Source organism: Enterobacter sp. Li2LvB3, from assembly GCF_056156645.1.
On the sequence record NZ_JBSICG010000005.1, the window covers coordinates 144532 to 166693 of the forward strand.

Annotated in this window: 16 protein-coding genes; 7 read left to right on the top strand and 9 right to left on the bottom strand. The window is 48.3% G+C overall.

Annotated features, from left to right (window positions below):
• Positions 1 to 64 precede the first annotated feature (64 nt).
• Positions 65 to 1366, top strand: coding sequence for an MFS transporter (locus ACS603_RS06245; protein WP_182060134.1), 1302 nt, complete (start codon positions 65 to 67; stop codon positions 1364 to 1366).
• Between the two features lie 17 nt (positions 1367 to 1383).
• Positions 1384 to 3750 carry a glycoside hydrolase family 31 protein gene (locus ACS603_RS06250; RefSeq protein ID WP_474943953.1) on the top strand — a complete coding sequence of 789 codons (2367 nt, stop codon included), beginning with the start codon at positions 1384 to 1386 and terminating at the stop codon, positions 3748 to 3750.
• 100 nt (positions 3751 to 3850) lie between these two features.
• Here the strand turns inward: ACS603_RS06250 and ACS603_RS06255 are convergent, their stop codons facing one another.
• Positions 3851 to 5446 (bottom strand): ABC-F family ATPase, encoded by a 1596-nt coding sequence (locus ACS603_RS06255; RefSeq protein ID WP_315688185.1) that lies wholly within the window; start codon positions 5444 to 5446, stop codon positions 3851 to 3853.
• A gap of 221 nt (positions 5447 to 5667) precedes the next feature.
• Between ACS603_RS06255 and ldtB the strand changes: the two genes are divergently transcribed.
• Both ldtB and ACS603_RS06265 read left to right on the top strand, forming a co-directional pair.
• Positions 5668 to 6588 carry a L,D-transpeptidase gene (gene ldtB / locus ACS603_RS06260; RefSeq protein ID WP_182060131.1) on the top strand — a complete coding sequence of 307 codons (921 nt, stop codon included), beginning with the start codon at positions 5668 to 5670 and terminating at the stop codon, positions 6586 to 6588.
• Between the two features lie 242 nt (positions 6589 to 6830).
• Positions 6831 to 7640 (top strand): glycosyltransferase family protein, encoded by an 810-nt coding sequence (locus ACS603_RS06265; protein ID WP_182060130.1) that lies wholly within the window; start codon positions 6831 to 6833, stop codon positions 7638 to 7640.
• 15 nt (positions 7641 to 7655) lie between these two features.
• Here the strand turns inward: ACS603_RS06265 and ACS603_RS06270 are convergent, their stop codons facing one another.
• The 4 genes from ACS603_RS06270 to ACS603_RS06285 all read right to left on the bottom strand — a co-directional run bounded on the left by ACS603_RS06270 (position 7656) and on the right by ACS603_RS06285 (position 11935).
• Positions 7656 to 8372, bottom strand: a complete 717-nt coding sequence (locus tag ACS603_RS06270; RefSeq protein ID WP_182060129.1) for a GntR family transcriptional regulator — start codon at positions 8370 to 8372, stop codon at positions 7656 to 7658.
• 15 nt (positions 8373 to 8387) lie between these two features.
• The gene (locus ACS603_RS06275; RefSeq protein ID WP_014069469.1) at positions 8388 to 9710 is read right to left on the bottom strand and encodes a PTS sugar transporter subunit IIC; all 1323 of its coding nucleotides are present in this window, start codon (positions 9708 to 9710) and stop codon (positions 8388 to 8390) included.
• A gap of 50 nt (positions 9711 to 9760) precedes the next feature.
• Positions 9761 to 11137, bottom strand: coding sequence for a glycoside hydrolase family 1 protein (locus ACS603_RS06280; RefSeq protein ID WP_182060128.1), 1377 nt, complete (start codon positions 11135 to 11137; stop codon positions 9761 to 9763).
• Positions 11138 to 11497: 360 nt separating this feature from the next.
• Positions 11498 to 11935 carry a CadC family transcriptional regulator gene (locus tag ACS603_RS06285; RefSeq protein WP_315688183.1) on the bottom strand — a complete coding sequence of 146 codons (438 nt, stop codon included), beginning with the start codon at positions 11933 to 11935 and terminating at the stop codon, positions 11498 to 11500.
• A gap of 456 nt (positions 11936 to 12391) precedes the next feature.
• Between ACS603_RS06285 and ACS603_RS06290 the strand changes: the two genes are divergently transcribed.
• Both ACS603_RS06290 and ACS603_RS06295 read left to right on the top strand, forming a co-directional pair.
• Complete coding sequence (locus ACS603_RS06290) at positions 12392 to 13153, top strand: winged helix-turn-helix domain-containing protein (protein ID WP_315688182.1); 762 nt, start codon at positions 12392 to 12394, stop codon at positions 13151 to 13153.
• Between the two features lie 3 nt (positions 13154 to 13156).
• Positions 13157 to 13648 (top strand): hypothetical protein, encoded by a 492-nt coding sequence (locus tag ACS603_RS06295; RefSeq protein ID WP_315688181.1) that lies wholly within the window; start codon positions 13157 to 13159, stop codon positions 13646 to 13648.
• Between the two features lie 20 nt (positions 13649 to 13668).
• Here ACS603_RS06295 and ACS603_RS06300 read toward each other — a convergent pair whose 3' ends face one another.
• The 4 genes from ACS603_RS06300 to ACS603_RS06315 form a co-directional block, all read right to left on the bottom strand.
• The gene (locus ACS603_RS06300) at positions 13669 to 14109 is read right to left on the bottom strand and encodes a hypothetical protein (protein WP_315688180.1); all 441 of its coding nucleotides are present in this window, start codon (positions 14107 to 14109) and stop codon (positions 13669 to 13671) included.
• Between the two features lie 50 nt (positions 14110 to 14159).
• Positions 14160 to 16496: an autotransporter domain-containing protein gene (locus tag ACS603_RS06305; RefSeq protein ID WP_474943954.1), complete on the bottom strand. Its 2337-nt coding sequence runs from the start codon at positions 16494 to 16496 to the stop codon at positions 14160 to 14162.
• A gap of 383 nt (positions 16497 to 16879) precedes the next feature.
• Positions 16880 to 17446 carry a hypothetical protein gene (locus tag ACS603_RS06310; RefSeq protein WP_474943955.1) on the bottom strand — a complete coding sequence of 189 codons (567 nt, stop codon included), beginning with the start codon at positions 17444 to 17446 and terminating at the stop codon, positions 16880 to 16882.
• Positions 17447 to 18005: 559 nt separating this feature from the next.
• The gene (locus tag ACS603_RS06315) at positions 18006 to 21557 is read right to left on the bottom strand and encodes a response regulator (protein ID WP_474943956.1); all 3552 of its coding nucleotides are present in this window, start codon (positions 21555 to 21557) and stop codon (positions 18006 to 18008) included.
• 226 nt (positions 21558 to 21783) lie between these two features.
• Between ACS603_RS06315 and ACS603_RS06320 the strand changes: the two genes are divergently transcribed.
• On the top strand, positions 21784 to 22134 hold the full coding sequence (locus tag ACS603_RS06320) for a Biofilm associated protein A (RefSeq protein ID WP_474943957.1): 351 nt from the start codon (positions 21784 to 21786) through the stop codon (positions 22132 to 22134).
• The last annotated feature ends 28 nt before the right edge of the window (positions 22135 to 22162 follow it).

Sequence of the window (22162 nt, forward strand, 5' to 3'; positions counted from 1 at the left end):
CATAAAAAAATGTGTGTGACATCCGAAACGTCTGCCCCCTACCGTCCCTCTAGTGGAGAGAGAAATGAGTCAGGATATCAATAACACTGCAACAGCAAGTAAAACCCGCCGGGTCATTAAAAACCTGCGCTGGTACGTACTGGTTCTGTTTTTACTTGGCGTCACCGTCAACTACATCACCCGTAACTCACTGGGAATTCTTGCACCTGAGCTGAAAGAGAGCCTGGGCATCACCACCGAGCAATACTCCTGGATAGTGGGCGCGTTCCAGATTGCCTACACCATTTTCCAGCCGCTGTGTGGCTGGCTGATTGATGTCATCGGCCTGAAGATTGGTTTTATGGTCTGTGCGGGTCTCTGGGCGCTGATGTGTATTTTCCATGCGGGAGCCGGAAGCTGGCTGCATCTTGCGATCCTGCGCTTCTTTATGGGTGCCTCAGAAGCGGCTGCCACCCCGGCGAACGCCAAAACCATCGGTGAATGGTTCCCGAAATCTGAACGCCCGGTGGCCGCCGGTTGGGCGGGTGTCGGCTTTTCGATTGGCGCGATGCTTGCACCACCGATTATCTACTTTGCCCATGCCTCGTTCGGCTGGCAGGGTGCATTTATGTTCACCGGCGTGCTGGCGCTGCTGTGGGTGATCCTCTGGTGGGCGTTTTATTACAACCCGGAACAGCACCCGAACCTGGGCAAGGATGAACTGGCATATATCAAGCAGGATAACGAACCGCCTGCGGTCAAACTGCCTTTCCTGACGGCGCTGAAGACGGTTTCAAAAAACAAACGTTTTTACGGTATTGCTATCCCGGCCTTTATGGCGGAACCGGCCTGGGCCGTGCTGAGCTTCTGGGTGCCATTGTACCTAGCCAAAGAGCACGGCATGGACCTGAAGCAGATTGCGATGTTCGCCTGGCTGCCGTTCCTCGCCGCCGATATCGGTAGCGTGGCGAGTGGCTATCTTACCCGGCTCTATACCCGCTGGTTCGGTTGCTCCCGCGTTAACTCAATCGTTGCCAGCTCCGTGACCGGCGCGTTCCTGATGATCTCTCTGGGCATCGTGGCTATTACCCGCGACCCGTATATCACCATTGTGCTGATCTCCATTGGTGGTTTTGGGCATCAGATTATCTCCTGCATGTTAAGCGCTCTGGTGGTGGAGTCTTTTGATAAGGGCCAGATGGCCACCGTCAACGGGATGCGCGGATCGGCGGCGTGGATCGCCAGTTTCCTGTTCTCTCTTTTGATTGGTGTTACCGCCGACAAAATCGGCTTTAACCCGCTGTTCATTGCCATGGGTTTCTTTGACCTGATTGGCGCTGTTTTCCTGGTGGCATTTATTGCTGAACGTCGCGCCAAGCGCGCCTGATAGTGGATGTATTGCATATGAAAACCCTGAAAAGCTGGACCGTAGATAAACAGTCGGCGAACCATCTGGAACTGGTGGTGGATAATCAGCACCGCCTGTGTCTGTATGTGCTGGAAGAGAACCTGTTCCGCGTGCTGATTAAACGCAAAGGCGAGCTGGCACTGGACCGCACCTGGAGCATCGCGCCAGAGAAAGATGTGCCGTGGGAAGGCCGTCGCCGCGACGATCTCAGCGGTTTTTCCTGCCCTGCCTGGACGCTGACACAACAGGGCGATACCCTGACGGTCGCCACGGAACAGCTGCGTGTGACAGTGCATCAGCCGCTGTGGCTGGAGTGGCATTACCGGAATGAAGCGGGCGAGTGGCAGCCGCTGGTGAATGACCGCCCGACCAGCGCCTATCTGCTGAACGCCCATGGCGATGGCGTGGCGCACTACCTGAGCCGTCGTAAAGACGAGCGTTTCTACGGTCTGGGTGAAAAAACCGGTGATTTACAGCGTAACGGTAAGCGCTATGAGATGCGTAACCTTGACGCCATGGGCTATAACGCGGTCAGTACCGACCCGCTCTACAAACATATTCCGTTCACTATCGCCCGTCGTGATGACGTGAGCTACGGCCTGTTTTATGACAACCTGAGCAGCTGCTGGCTGGATTTGGGTAACGAAATCGACAACTACCATACCGCCTATCGCCGCTGGCAGGCGGAAGCCGGCGACATCGATTACTACATCTTTACCGGTAAAAAGGTACTGGATATCACCAAAGCCTTCGTGCGCCTGACCGGGAAAACGCTGTTTGGGCCAAAATGGAGCCTGGGTTACAGCGGCTCAACCATGCATTACACCGATGCGCCGGACGCGCAAAACCAGCTGATGAACTTTATCCGCCTGTGCGAAGAGCACGCCATTCCGTGCGACTCGTTCCAGCTGTCGTCGGGTTATACCTCCATTAACGGCAAGCGTTACGTCTTTAACTGGAATTACGGCAAGGTGCCGCAGCCGAAAGTGATGAGCCAGGCGTTCCACGATGCGGGGCTGAAGCTCGCCGCGAACATCAAACCGTGCCTGTTGCAGGATCATCCGCGCTATAACGAAGTCGCAGAGAGCGGCCTGTTCATTCGCGATTCAGAAACCGATGCACCAGAACGCTCCAGCTTCTGGGATGACGAAGGATCGCACCTCGACTTTACCAACCCGCAGACGGTGCAGTGGTGGCAGAACGGCGTGACCACACAGCTACTGGAAATGGGGATCGACTCCACCTGGAACGACAATAACGAATATGAAGTGTGGGACGGCGAAGCACGTTGCTTTGGTTTCGGCAAGGAGATCGCCATTAAGCACATTCGCCCGGTGATGCCGCTACTGATGATGCGCGCCTCGCTGGAAGCGCAGCAGCGTTTTGCCCCGGAAAAACGCCCGTATCTGATCTCCCGCTCCGGTTGTGCCGGGATGCAGCGCTACGTGCAGACCTGGAGTGGCGATAACCGCACCAACTGGGACACGCTACGCTTTAACACCCGTATGGGGCTGGGGATGAGCTTGTCCGGATTGTTTAACGTGGGCCATGATGTCGGCGGTTTCTCCGGGGATAAACCAGACGCTGAGCTGTTTGTCCGCTGGGTACAAAACGGTGTGATGCACCCCCGTTTTACCATTCACTCATGGAATGACGATCATACGGTGAACGAACCGTGGATGTATCCGGGTGTGACGCCTGCAATCCGTAGCGCCATTGAACTGCGTTATCGCCTGCTGCCTTACCTTTATACCCTGCTCTGGCAGGCACATGCGGACGATGAACCGATGTTGCGCCCAACCTTCCTCGATCATGAACATGATGTTCAGACCTTTGAAGAGTGCGATGACTTCTTGCTGGGCCGCGATGTGCTGGTGGCGAGCGTGGTCGAAGCCGGGCAGCGCGAACGTCGCGTCTGGCTGCCGGATAACGAAACCGGCTGGTATGATTTTTACACCCACGAGTGGTTCTCTGGCGGCCAGTGGATCACCCGCGATGCGCCGCTGGAAAAACTGCCGTTGTTGGTACGCGCCGGGGCTGGTCTGCCGCTTAGCGAACGTATTACCCATGTGAGCACCGAAAAAGACGATACCCGCGAACTGAAACTGTTCCCGGTGAAAGGCGTGGGTACGACGACCGGCCTGGTGTTTGAAGATGACGGCGAAAGCTGGGGTTACCAGAAAGGTAATGCGCTGTGGCTGGAGTGGGAAATGGTGTGTGACGGAGCGACCATCAATCTGAAGGTCAACGCGCGCGGGGATTACCGTCCGGCGTGGAAAGCACTGAAGGTGTCGTTACCGACGGGAGAAAAACGTAAGCTGCTGGTGAATGGCGTTGAAGGGGGTGAATGGGTGATGCAATAGCCCCTCACCCCGACCCTCTCCCCATAGGGGCGAGGGTGAAAACCGCACGGAGCAGTCCCCTCTCCCCTATGGGGAGAGGGTTACGGTGAGGGGAATTATTTTAGTTATCGATACCTTTGCTGCGCAGGTAATCTTCGTAGTTACCAGTGAAGTCCACTACGCGCTCAGGCGTAATCTCAATCACGCGGGTTGCCAGCGAGCTCACGAACTCACGGTCGTGGGAAACGAAGATCAGCGTACCCTGATACATTTCCAGCGCCATGTTCAGCGATTCGATAGATTCCATATCCAGGTGGTTGGTCGGTTCATCCATCACCAGAATATTCGGTTTTTCCATCATCAGCTTACCGAATAGCATACGCCCCTTCTCACCACCGGAGAGCACTTTCGCTGGCTTCTTGATATCGTCCTGGCTGAACAGCAAACGCCCCAGAATGCTGCGCACTGCCTGCTCGTCATCGCCTTCTTGCTTCCACTGGCTCATCCAGTCGAAGACCGTCAGATCGTTTTCAAACTCGTATTCGTGATCCTGCGCGTAGTAGCCAATCTGCGCATTTTCGGACCACTTCACGGTTCCGTTATCCGGCTGCAGCTCGCCGACCAGCGTTTTCAGCATGGTGGATTTACCCACGCCGTTAGCACCCAGAATGGCGATCTTCTCGCCCACTTCCAGCAGCAGGTTGAAGTTTTTAAACAGTGGACCGTTTTCGAAGCCTTTGGTGAGGGCTTCCACTTCCAGCGCGTTACGGAACAGTTTCTTGTCCTGCTCGAAGCGGATGAACGGGTTCTGACGGCTGGAGGCTTTCACTTCATCGAGCTTGATCTTATCAATCTGACGGGCGCGAGAGGTTGCCTGACGCGATTTAGAGGCGTTGGCGCTGAAGCGGCTGACGAAGGATTGCAGGTCAGCAATCTGTGCTTTTTTCTTGGCGTTATCGGCCAGCAGACGCTCACGGGCCTGGGTTGCCGCAGTCATGTATTCGTCGTAGTTGCCCGGGTAAACGCGCAGCTCGCCGTAGTCCAGATCCGCCATATGCGTACAGACCATGTTCAGGAAGTGACGGTCGTGCGAAATGATAATCATGGTGCTGTCACGATCGTTGAGCGTCTGCTCCAGCCAGCGGATGGTGTCGATGTCCAGGTTGTTCGTTGGTTCGTCGAGCAGCAGAATGTCCGGGTTAGAGAACAGCGCCTGCGCCAGAAGCACACGCAGCTTCCAGCCCGGTGCGACTTCGCTCATCGGGCCGTAATGCTGTTCAACAGAAATACCGACGCCCAGCAGCAGCTCACCCGCGCGTGATTCCGCAGAGTAGCCATCCATTTCACCATACAGCACTTCAAGATCGGCCACTTTGTAGCCATCTTCTTCACTCATTTCAGCCAGCGCGTAGATACGATCGCGCTCCTGCTTCACTTCCCACAGCTCCGCGTGTCCCATGATCACCGTATCAAGCACGGTGAACTCTTCGAAGGCGAACTGATCCTGACGCAGCTTACCGATACGCTCGTTAGGATCGAGCGATACGTTGCCAAGCGTCGGCTCTAAATCGCTGCCGAGGATCTTCATAAAGGTGGATTTTCCGCTACCGTTGGCACCAATCAGGCCGTAACGGTTGCCGCCGCCAAATTTGACGGAAATATTTTCGAACAGCGGCTTACTGCCAAACTGCATAGTGACGTTGCTGGTAACTAACACGGGAGATTCCTGCGAAAAGTGTGATAAACACGGCATTATGCCACAATTCCGAAATGAGATCCCGTGTTGCAGCTTTCCACTAAACTTTAACAAAATCGAAAAAAGTGTGATTTCGTACACATCTGAATTCCCTGCGAGAGGGAATGCACATATAATGCGCTCCCATCACAGATTCAGACTTATCAACTAATCGCCAGAGTGGCTCAGATACCTCGCACAACATGAACATGAAATTAAAAACGCTTTTTGCGGCGGCGTTAGCCGTAGTAGGTTTTTGCAAAACCGCTTCTGCGGTGACTTATCCTCTGCCGACAGACGGTAGCCGTCTGGTGGGTCAAAACCAGGTTGTCACCGTTGAAGAGGGTAACTCCCAGCCACTGGAATATTTTGCTGCACAATACCAGCTCGGCCTGTCAAACATGCTGGAAGCAAACCCGGGTGTTGACCCGTATCTGCCAAAAGCCGGCACCGTACTGAACATCCCACAGCAGCTGATCCTGCCAGATACCGTGCACGAAGGTATCGTGATCAACAGCGCCGAAATGCGTCTGTACTACTACCCGAAAGGCACTAACACCGTGATCGTGCTGCCTATCGGTATCGGCCAGTTGGGTAAAGACACCCCGCTGAACTGGACCACCAAAGTTGAGCGTAAGAAAGCAGGCCCAACCTGGACCCCAACGGCGAAAATGCACGCGGAATATATTGCCGCAGGCGAGCCGCTGCCAGCCGTTGTACCGGCAGGCCCGGATAACCCAATGGGTCTGTATGCCCTGTACATCGGCCGTCTGTATGCGATTCACGGGACCAACGCCAACTTTGGTATAGGCCTGCGTGTGAGCCACGGTTGTGTACGTCTGCGTAACGACGACATCAAGTTCCTGTTCGAAAACGTACCGGTCGGAACTCGCGTACAGTTCATCAACGAGCCGGTAAAAGCCACTTCCGAGCCGGATGGCAGCCGTTACATCGAGGTTCACAACCCGCTGTCTACTAGCGAAGACCAGTTCAACAACAACGAAATCGTGCCAATTACGCTGAACAGCGCAGTACAATCTGTGACTTCTCAGGCTGACGTAGAATCCACGGTTGTTGACCAGGCAGTTCAAAACCGTTCCGGGATGCCTGTGCGTTTAAACTAAATGCACCCGCTATTTAGGTAATCCGAAAAACCCCGCGCTGTCGGGGTTTTTTATTTGCGCTATCCCACATTCTTGCCACGGCCAAAAGACATTAATTGCTATATTCCCCATTGCCGCCATTTTCTGCTAAAGCTTCGGGGTTACTTCTTTTCATCTAAGTGCTATCATGCGCCAACTTATAAAATCAGCTTTTTCTGTATTTTGTAGGGTTGTAAATTCTTTCTGGAGCCCGCTTAGTCACGATGATCAGTATTAACTTAACAACAACAAAATCGCGCCTTTATCTCTGTTCGCAAACAGTGTGGTCACTTGCGAACCAGAGTACCAGGGTCGATCAAATTGTTGTTTGGGTTTCCAGCACAGCATATCTCAGTGACGATGGCATCACTGAAGAGCCAGAGTGGGCGGATAAAATCCGCCAGACAGGCACTAACCTTGTCTTTAAATGGGTAAAGAATACAGGACCTTATCGTAAATTATTCCCGGCACTGCAAGTTGCTACGGATGACGATATTCTGATCTATGCCGATGACGATGCCATTTATAACGAAATTTGGGCGCAAACCCTTCTTGATGACTTTTATCGTCATAATCAAAAATGTGTTGTTGCGGCCCGTGTGCGTAAAACGGTAAAGAAGAAGAAAGATATCCTCGATACCTATCGTAATTTCCCGTTAATTACGGTGCCGAAAGTGATTGAGCAGGACTATATCATCACCGGTCTGGGTGGTGTGGTGCTCAAGAAAAGTATGATCCCGGAGTATTTTCACTACAATGAGGACTTCCTTAAGGTCTGTCCTCGCGCGGATGACATCTGGATCAGTAAACTTATCCAGTTAACCAAAACGCCTGTCTATGTTTCGGCTCAGAGCATCCGTTTTGTTCATGAAATCATCCATGATTACGGTTTGTCCCGCGCAAATACCAGTAAAATTAAACGTTCACTCTTTCAAAAAATTCGATTTACGTTTAAGCCTGGTCAGATCCACTATTTATGCCAGAACGATCTCTATATTAAAGACACCGACAGTTACTTTGAGTCGTGTGCCTGAAAGCTGAATAGCACATTACCCATTATTTACGATCACGATCCCGCTGTGATCGTAACGATAGTGACAGTGGGCATACTCCAGCGGTGTGCCATCTTCCAGATAGATAACCTGCTCGACCTCCAGAATCGGATCTGTTTGTTCGCAAACCAGATGCTGCATATCCAGTGCATTCGGTTTTAGCGCACGCACCACACGGTATGACCCCATGATTTTCAGGCCCAGCGTCTCCTGCACGTATTGAAATACCGAGCTTTCCAGATGTGTTTTATTCAGGCCGGGCACCAGATTGAGCGGCATTACGGTTGAATCCAGCGACATTGGCTCGCCATTAAGCAGCCGCAGGCGTACAAAGTCGTACACGGGCGCATCACCGTTAATCATCAGAGAGGCTTGTTCTTTCTCATTGGGAAAACGCAGTTCGAAATGGACAACCTGACTGCTGACCGTGCCCAGATGCTCCCAGGTTTTTGTCGCGCCAAAGTAGTCGCTTCCTGAAAGATCCCACTGCGAGAGTTGCAGGAAATTCTTGCGGATGAACGTCCCCTGCCCCTGACGGGTGTACACCAGTCCTTCAACAATCAACTGCCGCATGGCCTGCTGAATAGTCATACGACTGGTACTGAACTCCGCCGCCAGCGCAAACTGGTCCGGCAGCGGTTCATTGGCGGCATACTGTTGGCTGATAATACGTTTTTTAATTTCACGCGCTATGGTGATGTACTTCGCCGCCATCGTCCTTTCCTTCCGTTAGTTTTCTGTCCCACTGTTTCTTAATGCCACTCTCTCGGCAATCTTGAGGAAAGGCAGGTAGAAGAATACACCAAATATAATGATTGCCAACTGCACAACCACGGCCCGCCAGTCCCCTGCGGTCGCCAGCCAGGCGCTCAGAATAGGCGGTGTTGTCCAGGGGATCATCACCACACAACGCGACATTAACCCGAGCGTCGTACAGAGCCAGGCAAAGTAAATGCCAATGGCAGGCAACAGGACAAACGGGATCATCAGCGGCAGGTTAAATACAATCGGCAGACCAAAAATCACGGGTTCGTTGATATTGAATAAACCTGGCGCCAGAGACAGGCGTGCAACCTGTTTGGCCGATTTTTGCCGTGAGAAGACAAAAATAGCGATCAGCAGTGAGATGGTGCTGCCGGTACCGCCCACCATGCCAAATGTCGGCACAAAGATATTGTTGATGATATGTGGGATCGGCTGACCGTTGGCGAAGGCCAGCATGTTCTCATTGGTATTAATCAGCAGGAACGGCTCAAGCACCACGCTGTTAACCACCGACTGATGTATACCGAGCGTGAACAAAAAATTACCGAAGCTATAGATAAAAATAGTGCCCGGCAGGCTGGTGTTAATCAGACGTAAAGGCTGCTGAATAAAGGTGGTAATAAGATGGATAAGATCCGTATGCATCACGGTTGCCAGTACCGCGGCCAGTACGGCAAATAACGAGAGCGTGAGGATCGTTGGGATCAGCGCGGTAAAAGATTTGCTCACGGCCGGCGGCACATTTTCCCCAAGCGAGATGTGCAGTGCCTTCAGTCGGGAAATGGCGATAAACACTTCCGTCGAGAGTAAACCAATCAGTACGCCGGCAAAAATCCCGGTCGAGCCGATGTTGGCAAACGTCAGCACCTGCGTGACGTTGACCGTGGTCTGGCTTCCGACCGGGGTAAGTTGCAGATGCATTGGCATCATGATGATAAAACTGCTGACCGCGATAACCACTGCCGAAACCGGGTTGTCGAAATCTTTGTTGCGTGCCAGCGACCAGGCAATCATCGGTGCAAGCAAAAGTGCGGCGATATTCAGCGTACCGTTGATAATCGCCTCTCCCCATACTTTGAACTGCGTCAGCGTGTCACCGTGAAATAGCCAAGGAAACACCACATTGTTCACCAGCACCGCTAAACCGGCGAGGATAAAAATGGGCATTACCGTGGCGAAGGCATCGCGCAAGGAACGCAGGTGCACCTGGTTGGCAAGGCGCGCCGAAAACTCAACAAATCTGTCGACGAAGGACTGCATCGCAGGTGTAATTTTTGTTTCAGACATAGCGGATATTCCCATTCATCAGTCACAAAAACGGCCCGGCAGCGTACAACTTACATCTCGCGCCCGTTGGTATGGATAACCTGTTTCAACCACGCATAGCTCTTTTTCGGCACGCGTTTCATATCCCGCAGGTCATGATTCTCGCGGTTCACATACACCACACCGTACCGTTTACGCATGTCGCCCTGCGAACTCAGAATGTCGATAAGACCCCAACCGAGATAGCCAATAACCTGCGCCCCGTCTTCAAAAATGGCCTCTTTCATGGCCTCGATATGCGCGCGGTGATAATCAACGCGGTAGGTATCGTCAATCGGGTTAACGCCATCCCAGGATTCAATCACCCCAATTCCGTTCTCAATCGGGAATACCGGCAGACGCCAGTCGTTGTAGTAGCGGGTGATAATGGCGCGGAAGCCCAACGGATCAATCTGCCAGTTCCACTCAGTCGCTTTGAGGTACGGATTGTTTTTGTCGCCATGCAGCAGGTAATAGTTTACCGGCGTCCCATCCGGGATGGCGTCGCTGTCGAGGGTTTTACTGGCATAATAGCTGAACGCCATGTAGTCGTTTTTGGTACGCGCCAGCAGCGCCAAATCCTCAGGATGGTAGATATCCCCGAAGCCCTGTTGTTCGACAACAGCCATCACCGCCGGGCTATAGCCCTGCCCTGCAAAGACGCGCAACAGGTTTTGATTAAGGAACTCGTCATACTGCTGGGCACAGAAGATATCGCGCGGTTTACAGGTGGCCGGATAGATAAGCTGGTGTGCCAGCATCCCGCCCATCAGCTTGCCCGGTTTGGTCTGGTGCAGATATTCTGTCAGCGCCATATGCGCCACCATCGTATGATGCTGGAGCTCATACAGTTCGCGCAGGGTTTTCTCCCCTTTCATGTAACCGGAAATTCTGAAGGCTTCCGGCATATGGAAAATGTTCTGCTCATTAAACGTCAGCCAGTACTTCACGCGATCGCCATAGCAGTCGATCATCTTTTTGCCGTAACGGATAAACGCGTCCATAACGCGGCGATCGTTAAAACCGTTGTACTCCTGCGCCAGCGCCAGCGGCATATCAAAGTGGTAGAGGCAAATCATCGGCTCAATACCGCGGGCAATCAGGTCGTTGATGAAGCGATCGTAAAAGGCGATTCCCTCTTCGTTAAACTCGCCGTCACCCTGCGGACACACGCGGCTCCAGGCTATCTGGAACCGATAGCAGTTCATGCCCAAATCCTGCATTAAATCAAAATCTTCGCGGTAACGATGGTAAGAATCGGTTGCTACTTTCCAGTCAGAGGCGTGTTCACTGGCTTCCCGGATGTCGTACACCGACATCCCTTTTCCGCCCTCATTCCATGCGCCTTCAGTCTGCATACTGGAAACCGAGTTTCCCCATAAAAAGTTTGCTGGCAGTAATTTCTTCATGGCCTCTTCCTATATGACTAGTCATTTAAATTTCATGACTAGTCATATAGATGAAGATGAAAAATCAATCAAAGAGAAGGATCGTTTTTTGTGAGCAGTACGGGAAAAATAGTGACCCGTGTGGGGCCGGTATCACGCATCAGTTCAGTGATGGCCATGACGTGATGGCACCGCAAACTCCGTTCCCGTCTGGAAATGTCCGGTGCACCAGGTGAAAAATCGGGAGAAACCCTACGCTCAAAGCGTACCGAAGAAAGTCTACTTTTTCAGAGGCACATTTTAATAAGTAGAGTTTGTTGTAAATGAAATAAGTGTTTAACCGGGTTGATGGGCCCGGTTAAACGATAAAAATAAGAAAACTTACTGCACATATGACGCTTTAATTACGTCATTCTTGAAAACATCATGATTTCTGGAATTAACAGATGTAACAATATCATTGTTAATAGTATATCCTTTCCTTTTCCTGTTACGGGTATAAAGCTCTTCTCTTAGACCAGCTTCGGCTAGTTTAAATGACAGGTCACGTGTAACCTGCCATAAGCGATGAGAAGATGCCCGTAATTCGTTCTTTTCCCAGACTTCTGTCATAAGCTCTTCATCAGAAACAAATCCTGATCGTGAATTTAACAGAAAATAGAGAAGCAAGTTCCCCATTGTACCACGTAGTTGAATTCTTTTTAAATTACATGCGCTTATGTTGACGAGCAATAATTTATCAGGAAAGTAAATAACACTCCCTGAAATCTCATAAATACCTGCTGGCAGTTTGCTTTTGTAGACTTGTGTCCGAGACATAATGTCAATCCCTTATAACCATTCGCAGATTTCAATTCATCATAAGTAATATTTATGATTATTAAAGCCATCAAATTAAATAATTAATCATCAAAATCTTAGACTGTGAAAATTAAATGTAAAAACCATATTATTCGCGACAACGTCAGTTATCAGGCTAAAAATCTAAATCAGCATGTGTATGCCTAATCTTTCCATAAAATACCAAGGCAAACGTCATAAAAATTTTATACTGTTTACATTTTCCTACTTCATCAAAGTGCTTAACGTCATGCTGACTGCGGTAACATTAACAAAAAAAACACCATACAGAACAATATATTTGCAAAACGACTTAATATAGTTTTATACTCTGAAATATACGGCAAGTATAAAAATTACAACTTTAAAATGATGAGCTATCGTAGAATCCTAACAAGAGCTATATTGTTACCGTATAGAGCAGGGAGTGTGGCTATGAAATTCATTCTGTCTGATACCGTCTATTACAGCCCTGACGATAGGAGAATTTGGTTTAAAGATGAAGATAGTGCTGAAGGCGTTGAACTCACCCCTATTCCTGGTAGGATACTTTTGCTATTAATAGAAAATCAGGGAAGTATTGTTACGCGTGACATTTTTTTTGAGTTGGTATGGGATCGTTATGGTAAAACAGGGTCGTCAAATACATTAAAGCAGTATATTGGTTTGCTAAGAAAAATACTGGAGAAATACACAGGTGTCGAATGCATAATTACAGTTCCTGGTGAAGGTTATTCATTCACCAGTGGTGTTACAATAGAACGAGTGACAACAGAAACAATAATCAGTCACAATCTGGATTGTGAACACGAACCCCAATTAAAAAAAACCAAGATCTACACTAAAAAGAAATCACTTTTAATTATTACAATACTGGTTTTGATTATTTTCGCAGGTATGTTTTTTATAGTTCCACCAACGCACTTTCTGGTTAAAAACAATATATCATTATCAGACACTTGTAGGGTTATACATTTAATAGATGATGAGGCTCTGACTTCAGATAAAAACACTAAAGAAGCTATTAATAATATTATCATAAAACAAAACATTAAATGTACCCCAGATGCTCAGATATTTTATTATTCAAATGAAGAAGAAGGAATGCAAAATAATAACGCATTTAAAATTTTGGCGGTTTGTAAGAAAGATAATTCCCGCGTTTTAAACTGTACAACATACAGAAACAACTGGTGACTTATGAAAAAGCTATCAATATTCATTATCCCCGCAGTACTTATTTTTATATTTTCATATTGCTATTATCATTATCGTTTTCAATCTATATCCTTCCCTGCATTTAAGATATGCAATGGAAAAACAATCTCTGATTTGAATATTAATAATGAAGAAGTTAAACTTACCCTGACTCATAAAATAACAATGACATCCAGAAAAGAAGGATATGATTACATCAGGGGAATAGTAGTAATCGGCGATAAGCTATACAAAATAAACAGAACACTGCAGTTCAGGGTGTCATCAATCGGATTATTAAACAACCATCAGTATGAAGTTAAGCTGGTGCAAGTATTCCCGGAGGATTCATTACCTCAATATTTAGCAGAGAAATACATAACATTCCTAAAGCCAGGTGAAGTAAGGGATATAAACATTGAGAAGGTGGGTGATGGCCTTTTGTTAATTGGAGATACTACAGGCCCTTCTTTTGTATGTCGATACACAATGTAATAACAGAATACAAAAGTCAGCTAATCCTTGCTGCCGGATGGCCATGTTACATCAAAGAATTTGTTATATTCCTCATCGTAGACAGGGATTTTTATCAATGATGGGTTTAAAAAGTAGACCTCATCCTTAATTGAACGGATAAGATAATTTTCAAAGCCATACTCTGAAAGAATCAAGTGTAAATCTGTAATAAGCTTGTGAAGTCTTTCTCTTGAAAACCACAATTTATTTTCATTCATTAGATAGAATGATAATTCATCATAGTAAAACATATTTTTATTACTGCTTAAAATATAATCCAGCATATTCCCCATGGCAGAGGGCAACTTTGCACGTAACGAATTATTTCTATCACATCGTACTAGTTGTTTACCGGAACGAAACCAGATGAGATCGCCATTCAGTCGCCATCCTGCAATTATTTTTCTACCTGTCAGAGGTGAAGTAATATCCAGGTCCATATTCTTTCCTTATTACTAAAAAAACCGTGCTCCGGAGAGCACGGACTGGATTACCAATGGTATGAGTAACTCAGTGAGGCCTGGATACTATCGGTCCGGTAGTCTGTCTCCTGCCATCCAGTGCTGGCCTGAACCGCTGAATTCGGCGTGAGCCCAACGCTGACTGCGGCCCGTACGTAAGGCTTCACGTCACGGGTCTGACCATGGTCATAGGCAAAAGCACCAATGTAGTCGATATTGCCTGTGAAACCTGCACGCTGGCGCGACAGGGTAATATCAGCCCCGGCTCCGGCGTGCATCGTCACACTACTGCCAGTCTGATGGGTAAGTTCAACACCGGTATTCAGGGACACACTTTTATTGCCCATTTTTCCGTAGCGGGCAGCAAACTCAGCATCGCGGGTTTCGGTATATGCACTACGTGACACATCCTGCCATGTCAGGCCGGCAACCGGCGCAACAAGAGTATTCTCCCCTCCCATGAAGCCCCAGGACACCGCGCCTTTTGCATGCCAGCCTTTCACGCTGGCATCGCCTTTTCCGGCCTCAGTATTACTCAGACGCTCGCGGCGGATAGTCACATCCTGCTGAATGAACGCCCCGGCGACATCGACGCTCAGGCCCGTACCGTCAACATTGTCCTGCCAGCGGGTAAAGACACCCAGCCCCGGTTTACGACTTCCATCACTGTCATAACCACTCATCAGGTTAACCGGTCCGGCAAAATTGACGGATGCGCCGGCGGTGAGTTTATCGGACGGCAGGAGCTTGATGGCACCAAACAACCCGGTGGTATTCATACTGTTGCCTGGGCTCCGGTCATATTGCGTGAATGCACCGAGGCAGTAGTTGTCTGCGCCCAGTTCGCAGCGGGTGCCGGTAAGACCGGTCAATGCGGCCTGATACAGGGCCAGAACACGCTGTGCTCTGGATGCGGTATCAAGCATGGCCAGATGTGAGTTTTCGACGTCGACAATTTTAACTACAGGTTCCGGAGTGGTTCCGGGTTTGTACTCTGGCGTCGTGCCTGGTGTCTTCTCAGCGCTGGTATCAGGCTTCTCTTCTGGCTCCGGGTTGATTCCAGGCTTCTCTTCTGGCTCCGGATTCGCATAACTGATTTTCCAAATTGCAGCATGAGTGTTACCACTGTCGGCAGAAGATGTACCTGCCACAACCTTTCCATCATCAGACACCGCATTAGCGGTAGATGTCCCGGTACCATCTGCTTTGAGAGTACCCAGATTACTGATGTGCATATCTCCCTTTTGCCAGATGAATGCCTGCATAAAACCAGCATCCGTTTCAGCTTGACCCACAACTACAGTTCCTTGTGGATTAATGTTATTAGCAAAAGATGAACCTGAATTATCAACTCTAAGTGAGCCCAGGGAGGTAGCTGATTTATCTCCTTTGTGCCAGATGTAGGCCTGCATGGAGCCAGCATCAGTATCAGCTACACCAATCAGTATGTTTCCATTATCTGCAAGTTTACGTACCTGAGAGCTACCTTTATTATCACTCCGGAGCGTCCCAATACCGGTTAGTCTTTCATCTCCTGCGTTCCAAATAAAAGCTTGTATATCATCATTATCCGTTGAAGCTGAGCCTGCAACGACTTTTCCGTCAGAGGAGACCGTGACAGCCTGAGAAATGCCAGAATTATCCTTTTTAAGGGTTCCAAGCCCCTTGATTTTTTGATCACCCCTATGCCAGATGAAAGCCTCCTCATCCCCATTATTATTATCAGCCGAACCGACTAATACCCCGCCGTCTGAAGATGCACCATGTACTGAAGAGTAGCCCGTATTTTCATCGGCTATCGTTCCCAATCCCTTGATTACTCGCTCATTTACATTCCAGTAAAAAGCCTGAGTATACTGACTATCGATATTAGCGGTTCCATAAACAACCAGGCCATCGGAGGAAATACCATTTGCGATAGAAAATCCTTTACTATCCTTGGCAAGAGTCCCTATAGGGGATATTTTCCTATCATTTTTATTCCAGTAGAATGCCTGAGTATAACCATCATCGGTTTCAGCTATACCAACCAGTGCATCACCATTAGAAGATATTCCCGTACTATATGAGATACCTGAGTCATCATACTTAAACGTGCCTATTTTTATTCTGCCAATATCATCTCCCCATATTACAGCATTAAGACCATTATTAGTTGACCACCAGGATTCAGTCCATGATGCTCCTGAAACAGTTCTCCCATCACTCGACATATAGACTGCACTTGAACCCGTAACAGTTTGATTAAATTTAAACTCCAGTTCTTCGGCATCGGCTACCAAATTTCCTGACACACTAGCAACCGTGGCCTCAGGAATCATATAAAAAAACGGCACTAAAAAAGTAAACACTCTCTTAAATTTCATTTCAACAACCTTTGATTGATATCTTGCTGGCATTTAAATACAGCAAAAAAAAACAAAAAAATCTCAACTCATCTTCTTGACTAATTTATATTGAAAAAGTATGCAACTTTAAGTCGCGTATAAACAATTACCATTCTGAAAACTCATACCTCCTCGACAAAAAATATTTTTTGTAAGTCACCAGAAAGAACATTGATGGTAACATGGAGAAAATGATATTAGTTGTATATATTTTCGTTTGTCATATTTCTAGATTTATATGCTGTTTTATACCATAAAACAACACATTAACTCCATTTAAGTGACTTTATATCCATTCCAGCACTAACCAAATTATTTAATAAACGATTGAAAAGGTATTTGATACTTTTAAATGAGCAGAATTAATCTTTTAAGTTAACAAAAAGATACGCATATTTCACACATTGAAGAATATTTCTTCTTGATAACCCGAGAAGGTTCATGAATTGATATTTTTGAGAATGAATTGTTTTTATAGACACATTGTGAATATCAGCGATCTCAGTAATATTCATTCTAGTATTAAGGAGTTCGCATGTACTTAATAATTTTGATCCCAGCCTGTTTTTTTTGTGTCTTAATTGAATGCTTTCTCTACATGGCCGACTAATCGCCTCATAAAAAATATCAAGAGAAGCGAACTTTGATATAATAATCACTCCGCAATAAATAAAAAAATCCTTTACAATTGGTGTATCTATAACTACAACTACAATTGATTTGGATTTTAACCTACAGATTTCAGAACGAAGCAATTCAAAGTTATCAAAACAAATTATATACATTTGTTTGCGATGCGTATCACACGTTAAATCACCATCAAGAGTGATAAAATCAATTAGTGTGCAATGTTGTATTTTTGACTCTAAAAAAAACTTTAATCCATAAGCAAAAAAGTAATCCCTCACAAATATATTTACCAAATTCATTTAACTCTCCAGTATGCACACCATCATCTTTAAAATTAAAAAAATTATCACCATTCATTATGGCTTATATATATTGAATCTTAATTCTGACAGGAATTATAATAAATACTCATCTTAAATCATTACACACACACTGTAAGTTAATTACTTTGCACAAAACAACAATATCAATTTATAAAACCCATAAACATCAATTATTGCAGTATACTATATTGCACATTAATTAATTTTAGGCATAAAAAACCATTTACACCTTATAATTACGGTCAAAATAAAGTTTTATTTTCCAGTGAATTTCAGTGTTTTGTTTTATAAAGCGAGGGTTGCCTTTGAAAGCACAATTGCACTTAGGGTTAGATATTTATTAATGAATATGTTAAAAGCGCATCAGGTTTTCTACCTGAAAAAGCACTTTAATTAGATTGTCAATATTAATGTAGTGCGCCACTTTTTTCGGCATTCCGTACCTGGTGTTACAACGCTGGACAAGCAAAACCTCTGGTTATCGTAAGCTTCTATATCGATAAAAATATCAGCCAAATCATCGCATTCGTAAAGTTTACAGCTTTTTGAATGCCAACCATTTATTAAACCGTTCGATCTCTTCCAGCACACGAATGACCAATGGCTCAATGGTTTCCCAGTCCTGCTCTGTGTTGCAGGCGATTTCCAGTGCCTCACAGACCTCTTTCAGCGATGTAAAATTCATCATCCGCGCACCGCCGTTAATCCGGTGCGCCATGCGACCAACCTTGTCGCGATCTCGTTGCCCAAGTCGCTGTTTAAGTTGTTCGGCGTCGTCATGATTCACTGTGATCATCTCAAGCTGAAGCTGGCGTGTTTTATCGTCAACGGTAACGTCCGTCTTTCCGGCACTGTCTAAATATCGCTCCAGCATCTCCTGCAATTTCTGCGGCGTTAGCGGTTTTTCCAGATATTCATCCATCCCAGCATCAATACAGCTTGCGGCCACTTCTGTGCCATTCATGGCCGTCAGGCCAAAGATGTGGACCGCACGGTTCCCTCTCCGTTGTTCATGCTGGCGAATCTGCCGGGTCAGTTCGTAACCATCCATCACCGGCATAGTGCAGTCAGTAATAATGGCGTCATAACGCTCTGGCTGCTCTTTCCACATTGCCAGCGCCTCTTCTCCTTGCGTGGCCAAAGAGACGCGATGTCCCCATGACTCGAGTCGCTGCTGCAAGGTCCGACGCGCGGGAGGATAATCATCCACCACCAGGATGTGCAGGCTGGCCACGCAGTCCGGCGTCGGGTGATGCAGAGTTATTTTCGCAGAGGGTGTAGCATTAAAGAGGAAGCTCACCACGCATCCTTCGTGCGGCTCGCTTTCAATACGCACCTCCGCCCCGGCAGCGCGTGCCATATGCAGACACGCGGGCAAACTAAAGCCAGTGTCGGTCCACTCAGATTTAAGCGTCACGTTGTTCACGCGTTCGATGATTTGCGCCTGGGTTCGTTCAGAAATCCCCTGACCCTGATTACATATCTCAATCACCAGGCGGACGCTTTCAACCTGCGGATCACTGGTTCCCTCGTACACCTCGATATCAATGGCGTCGCCGTCAGCATGTTTGATGGCATTGCGCAGCAGGCTTGAGAGAATGCGGATAATTAACAGCGGATCGGTATCGTAGCGTTGCGCTGAAAGCTCGATCAGCACGTTCAGGCTCATTCCTTTCGCTTCTGCCTGCTGACGATAGAGGGCGACCGTGCTGTCAATCAGCTGCGGCAGGTTCGTGCTGCGGGTTAAGCCGAGCAGTTGCGGGTTATCGGCGCGGAATACATCGAACATGTCACCAATTAACGAAAGCAGATTAAGGGAGGACTCCCAAATAAGATGCAGATTCTCGTTGCGTTCATGGCGTTCGTCCAGCGCCTGAAGTTCCAGTTCCAGCAGTCCCGTAATCACGTTAAGCGGTGTGCGAACCTCATGCCCCATGCTCAGCATGAAGGCATTTTTACTGGCAATAGCCTGCTCAAGATTACTTTTTGTTTCAGAGAGTTGAGCAATCAACAGCTCTTTTTCGGTGATATCCAGCCAGCCACCAATTAACCCACCAATCTCGCCCTGCCCGTCATACCACGGCACTATCCAACCCTGTAAGTATCGTGGCTGCTCACCTACCTGAAATCTGGCGGACCATTTCTGCGGTTGACCATCCTCCAGTGCCTGCCGATACCTGGATTCGATCGCCGCCAGCTCTGAAGGCTCAACCGTATTGATGGCGGTGATCGGCAAACCTTTCAGATCCTGTCCTGACAGACCGATGGTATCGCTCCAGGCCTGGTTATAACGCAGTAAATTCCCCTGACGATCTCGGACATAGAGCGCAACGGGAGAGGCGTCTATCAGGGATTGGATAAATTTCAACTGCTCAGCCAGCTTCTGCTGCCAGACGTTGCCGCGGCGTAATGCACGGCGTAAATACTGGATCCACAGCCAGCAACCCACCACGACAAGTAATAACAATATGCCCCATAGCAGCGAGTTAACGAACGTGCTTTTATTCCAGTTTTCACTGTTTTCTATCGCCGCCTGACGCCAGTCACCCGCCATTTGCATCAGCGCGCGCGGCTGCATATCGGCCAGCGCTTTGTTCAGGATGTTAATCGGCTGGCTGTTGTCCGTTTGCGCCGACAACACCAGATCGATGGGTGTCACAGGAAGGGTCACCGCCAGATGAAAACGAGTTGGATGGTGGAGAGTCACGAGGTAGCTGGCAATGAACTGCGGTGCAATCACCCCACGCACCTCGCCACGCTTTAAGAGTTCAAGGGCGTCGTCCATATGCGGAACCTTCACCAGTTTAATGGTGGGATACCAAGTGTCCAGCCAGGACAACAGCGGGTCGTTCGCCTGAATGGCAATTTTCTCGCCTTTCAACTGCGAGAAATCACTGGGGCGTTTGATGCCTTGATCCATCACCACCACGGCGGGCGTGGTAAGCAACGGAGGCGTTTTCGCTGCACCGCTTTTGGTCTGCTTCGGCGTATCAATAACCTGTTCAACAAACAGTGCATCAGGGTGAGCGCGCTTCATTGCCAGAAGTTCAGCATCGTTTTCAACGATGAGGAAGGAAAAGCGAATTCCGTACTGATCGTTAAACTGGTTAAGTAAATCGACCACCAGTCCCTGAGGTTCACCTTCGCTGACAAACGTGACAGGCCTTTGGCGGCGGTCAATAATGACCTGAATTTGCCCGTGCTCACGTTGCCAGCTTTCCTCTTCGGGATCTAACCCCAGTGGATTGGCGGTGATAACAAAGCTACGGTTCAGGCCCCAACTGGTCGAAATACGTAAACGGCTGGCTAACGAGATATGTTTAAATACGGTATCGATGGATTCCGCCAGCAACGGGAGCTGTCGGTCGATACCAAAACTCATATTCAGATTAGGTATCGTCGGGCTGAACGTCCAGCTCAGGTCTCTGACCTGATGGTATTGCGTAAGATATTCCGCGCTGGCCCGGTTAATCCACAACGCATCGATTTGCTTAAAGGCCAGCGCGCTGACCGCGGTGGTATACCATGACTGCAAGCGCAGTGTGCTTTCCGGGTACTGGAGGCGAAGCGCTTCACTGGCCTGACTTCCTGAGACGACTCCAACCACTTTATTTCGCAGATCGACAGGCGTTTCACCCTGTGTTTTTGGGGTCATCAAAACCGCTTTATCCAGCAGCCATGGCGGTGAGGCTTGCAGGTCCGGGCTTGGCCACAGTTCCGGGTTCCAGATAGCCACCATGTTTATTTCCCGACGCTGCAACGCCAGTAACGCCTCGCTGCTGTTTTCGTAGTAATGCAGTTTAATTTTTACCTTAAGGCTGTCTTCCAGTATTGCCAGGTAATCAGCGGCAATGCCGCCAAAGACGCCATGCCCCATACCTTCGCTTAACGGTGGCTGCTCCTGCCCCCAAACTCCTACATGAAGCGTGGGATGGCTGTCCAGCCAGCGTTGCACCGCCTCACTGAACTGGACATGCGGCGCGTTAACCTGAGCGCGACGTTGCAGTTCCAGAGACTGAGCGTGCAGTTGCCATACACAAAACACGGTAAGAAGCAGGCTCAATAGCCGGGCTGATAAAAAACGCATCGTACGAGTCGTTCCCTGAATAAAAACATGCTGGAAAATAGAATAATACCGATTATCCGGCTTAGCCTGAGTAAGCCTGGTCTTGTTCTGCTGAGTTACCTCAGTGGCAGGCAAGATCCCGACAGTATAAGACCGGACTTATTGTCGCGCCTGTTCCGTCCTGGTAAAAATTTTCACTCCACTTTACCAGGAAAGCACTTTTTACGTTTGGACAGGTTAATCCGTGATGAACAACAATATTGATAATAGCGATATCGCGTCAGAAACCCTAACGGATGGGGACCGCGATACGCCAACTCCGGTGGTACTGGAAATAACCCTCAACGACATTTTAATTCAAAATGAAGAGCGTCTTTTTGCCGACAACACCAGCCAGCAACTGATGATAAAAGGTGATGCAGGGGATAAAATTACCCTCTCCGACCTTCTTCACGCGGGCACGGAAATGGGTGAATGGACGAAAGCCCGGGGCTCAGTAACTGTCGATGGCGTGCAATATGCCGTATATCAGCATTCAGGTATGGAAACGGAATTGCTGGTTCAGGTAGATATGCAGGTCGCCCTCAATAATACGTAACCGCAGGCGTCCTGCGATCCTGACGACT